The sequence below is a fragment of the Mycobacteroides sp. H003 genome (assembly GCF_001440135.1).
Taxonomy (GTDB): domain Bacteria; phylum Actinomycetota; class Actinomycetes; order Mycobacteriales; family Mycobacteriaceae; genus Mycobacterium; species Mycobacterium gwanakae.
This window is the reverse complement of the sequence record NZ_LJYL01000027.1, coordinates 1-658: the sequence shown is the minus strand read 5'-3', so window position 1 is coordinate 658 and position 658 is coordinate 1. Positions and strand designations below refer to the sequence as shown.

General features: G+C 64.3%; 1 pseudogene. It reads right to left on the bottom strand.

Annotated elements, in window-relative coordinates:
• A pseudogene (locus AOT87_RS17875) lies at window positions 1-653 on the bottom strand (hypothetical protein); the annotation flags it as partial.
• Between the last annotated feature and the right edge of the window lie 5 nt (window positions 654-658).

Here is a 658-nt window from a genome sequence, read left to right as displayed (position 1 = left end):
GGCACCATCCCGCGTCCCTGCCCCCCACCTTCCACCTGGCTCTGCACCGCGCGAGCAACCGCAGATTTCACCAAATCAGCAGCAGCACTGGATAATCCGACGCCTTGCCCCAAATCAACGTCGGCAGGCAACTCGCCGGGGATGGGCCGATCCCCGGCCCCGGAACCGCACCCACACCCGTCGTCCTCATCCGATTCTGCTGACGTGCCTGGGGGAACAAGGTGCCGGTAGTAGACCTCGGCGGCATGTCCATCCTCACAGCCGATCCCCGCCGGGGTGACCGGCTCCCCAGGCAGCGCTACCCCCGCAGCGATCAGATCATCATTGATTTCGGCGTCACACGCGACGTTCCACCACATGCGCCGCACAGCGGCATCCACGGCATCCCCGCGCGCCCCATGATCGCGCAGCACATGCCCAACCTCATGCAGGAGCACCGCAGCCGACTCGGTAATCGACCAGCCGCCCTCGGCGCCGAACACATCGAAATCAACATACAAGCGCCAGCACCGATCGACCGCACACGTCCCCAAATGTGGTGCCGCAACAGGAATTAGGGAGAAAATCGCCCGCGCAAAGTAGGGCATCATTTCCACTGCGACCATGCGCGTCAATCGCAGCCGACGCCATTCATCAGGGCGCAACGCCCGCATACCCG